General features: G+C 52.7%; 4 protein-coding genes. 2 read left to right on the top strand and 2 right to left on the bottom strand.

From position 1 onward, the window contains the following. Positions 1-619, top strand: a 619-nt coding sequence (locus tag RTK32_RS20720; protein ID WP_312047242.1) for a formate/nitrite transporter family protein, incomplete at its 5' end; no start/stop codon positions are given. 152 nt (positions 620-771) lie between these two features. Continuing rightward, complete coding sequence (locus RTK32_RS20715; RefSeq protein ID WP_312047240.1) at positions 772-1,131, top strand: YfeC-like transcriptional regulator; 360 nt, start codon at positions 772-774, stop codon at positions 1,129-1,131. A 76-nt stretch (positions 1,132-1,207) separates the two neighbouring features. On the opposite strand, the gene gltX is transcribed toward RTK32_RS20715, so the two are convergent. Both gltX and RTK32_RS20705 read right to left on the bottom strand, forming a co-directional pair. Then, a complete protein-coding gene (gene gltX / locus RTK32_RS20710) occupies positions 1,208-2,623 on the bottom strand; it encodes a glutamate--tRNA ligase (protein ID WP_312047238.1) in 1,416 nt (471 codons plus the stop codon). 14 nt (positions 2,624-2,637) lie between these two features. Then, positions 2,638-2,940: hypothetical protein (locus RTK32_RS20705; RefSeq protein WP_312047237.1), on the bottom strand; the 303-nt coding region annotated here is incomplete at its 5' end.

Raw genomic sequence — 2,940 nt, 5'->3', positions numbered from 1 at the left:
GGGCTCCTTTGGCGGCCTGCTTGGCGCAGCGGTATTCCCCGTAGGGATTATCCTGACCGTGCTGGCCGGTGGCGAACTGCTGACCGGTAATATGATGACGATGCCGATTGCATGGTTTGCTCGTCAGGTCAGTGGTTTTAGCGTGGTACGTAACTGGTTCTGGGTAACAATTGCCAACTTTATCGGCAGTATTGCCGTAGCGTGGTTTTTCGGCCATGTGCTCGGCATGACCGAGGGTGACTACCTTAAAAAGACCGTCGCCATCGCTTCAGCCAAAGTTCATGCCGACTTTATGCATTCTTTCATTTCCGGTATCGGCTGTAACTGGCTGGTGTGCCTGGCAACCTGGATGGCGTTCGCCAGTAAAGATATGGTCGGGAAAATTTTCGGCATGTGGTTCCCGGTCATGGCATTCGTCGCGATTGGCTTCCAGCACGTGGTGGCCAATATGTTTATCATTCCAGCCGCGATTTTTGCCGGTCAGCTGACCTGGGCCGACTACCTGCCTAATTTTGCCGCCGTGTTTCTGGGTAATACGGTCGGCGGCGCGGTCTTTGTGGGTCTGGCTTACTACATCGCTTATCGCCCGCAGAATCAGTCTGCCGCTACGCCACAGTAAAACATTCTTCCCTCTGCCAAACGGCAGAGGGAAATGCCCTCTCCCCCCGCTGTCGATTATCTGCTCAGATTAGTCTTGCCTGTTAGTTGTTCGAACAATAAATTCCTGTAATATATGTCCGTTACATATCAACGCAAAAAGGATATTGCACAATGAAAAAGGAATGGCTAACGCCGGAAGAACTGGCACAGGAAACAGGCTTCAGCCGCCAGACTATCAATAAATGGGTTAAAAAAGAGCAGTGGACAACCGTACCCAAACCCGGCGTACAGGGCGGGAAGGCCCGCATGATCCATATTGATGAGAATGTAAGAAATTTCCTGAAATCCACCCGCCACGTTGCCGAACCGACCGCCACCTATCGCGTCACGCAAAACTCTCTTCCGGCTCTGCTAATGACTTCCATTCAGCAAATGAACAGTGACGAACAAGAGAAGCTTTATGCATTACTGTTACGCGAAGGCGTTCAGGGTATGCTGCAACGGCTGGATATTTCTCAGGTTGAGAAATAGTTTTTCACGCTCCGTGAGCAGATTTTACGTTGAAGAAAGAACCGGCTGATGCCGGTTCTTTTTTTAGGGGGAAGGATTAAGCCTGGGCTTCGCGAGCCGCGATCCAGCTCAGCGCTTTTTCAATACGCGCTACGCTGCGCGACTGGCCAATTGCTTCAACCGTCACGTCCAGCGCGGGTGACTGGCCTGCGCCGGTAACGGCAACGCGCAGCGGCATGCCGACTTTGCCCATGCCGACTTCCAGCTCTTCAGCCGCAGACTGAATAGCCTGATGCACGTTTTCCGCATTCCATACGCTGATGGCAGCCAGTTTGTCACGCACGACTTCCAGCGGCTGACGGGCCACGGGACGCAGATGTTTTTTCGCCGCATCTGCATCAAATTCTGCAAAGTCTTCGTAGAAATAGCGGCAGGAAGCGGCCATCTCTTTCAGCGTTTTGCAGCGATCGCCAAGCAGGCGTACCAGTTGGGCCAGCTCAGGGCCGGTGCGGGTATCGATCTTTTCCTGCTCAATATGCCATTGCAAATGCGTCGCCACATACTCCGGCGCCAGCGTGGTGATGTAATGATGGTTCAGCCACTGCAGCTTTTCCGTGTTAAAGGCGCTGGCAGATTTGCTGACCGCATCCAGATCGAACAGCTGTTTCATCTCTTCAATACTGAAGATTTCCTGATCGCCATGCGACCACCCCAGACGAACCAGATAGTTAAGCAACGCTTCCGGCAAATAGCCGTCGTCGCGGTACTGCATTACGCCTACTGCGCCGTGACGTTTGGAAAGCTTTTTGCCGTCGTCGCCCAGGATCATGGAAACATGCGCGTAAACCGGCACGTGCGCGCCAATTGCTTTCAGGATATTGATCTGGCGAGGCGTATTGTTGATATGATCTTCGCCACGAATAACGTGAGTGATTTCCATATCCCAGTCATCGATCACCACGCAGAAGTTGTAGGTCGGCGAGCCATCGGTACGGCGGATGATCAGATCGTCCAGCTCCTGATTGCTGAATTCGATTGGGCCACGGATCTGGTCATCAAAAATCACCGAGCCTTCCTGTGGATTGCGAAAGCGCACTACACAAGGTTCGTCATCGGCATGATGTTCGTGGCTGTCGCGGCAGTGGCCGTCGTAGCGTGGCTTTTCATTGTTTGCCATCTGCGTTTCGCGCAGCGCTTCCAGACGTTCTCTGGAGCAGTAGCATTTATACGCTGAACCCGCTTCCAGCATCTGATCGATTACCGCGTTGTAGCGATCGAAACGTTTGGTCTGATAGTACGGACCTTCATCCCAGTCCAGGTTCAGCCAGTTCATGCCGTCCATGATCGCGTCGATAGCCTGCTGGGTAGAGCGTTCCAGATCGGTATCTTCTATACGCAGCACGAATTCACCGCCCTGATTACGGGCAAACAGCCAGGAATAAAGCGCGGTACGAGCGCCGCCAACGTGCAGGTAGCCCGTCGGGCTGGGTGCGAAGCGGGTTTTGATTTTCATTAACAGCTGCCTTTTTACGCTATCAGAAGCGAGAAGCTCTGATAAATCCAGAATAAAGTGGGTAACATTCTACCATCAGAAGATGAATCCTCAACGGCAATCCCCTGCTTTCGCGCCGCCTTTGCTGCAAAAGCCCACAGCTCCCTGGTGGTTTTGCCTGAAATCGCAACATCTTGTTTAATTTTAAGACGAACGCGAATTTTCCCTCTAAAAAGCGTTGACTCATTTCGCGCGATCCCTATAATGCGACTCCACACAGCGGGGGTGATTAGCTCAGTTGGTAGAGCATCTCCTTTACACGGAGGGGGTCGGCGGTT

Source organism: Erwinia sp. (assembly GCF_031978025.1).
Classification (GTDB): Bacteria; Pseudomonadota; Gammaproteobacteria; order Enterobacterales; family Enterobacteriaceae; genus Erwinia.
The sequence above is the reverse complement of the archived record's forward strand: the minus strand, read 5'-3'. Positions and strand labels throughout refer to the sequence as shown.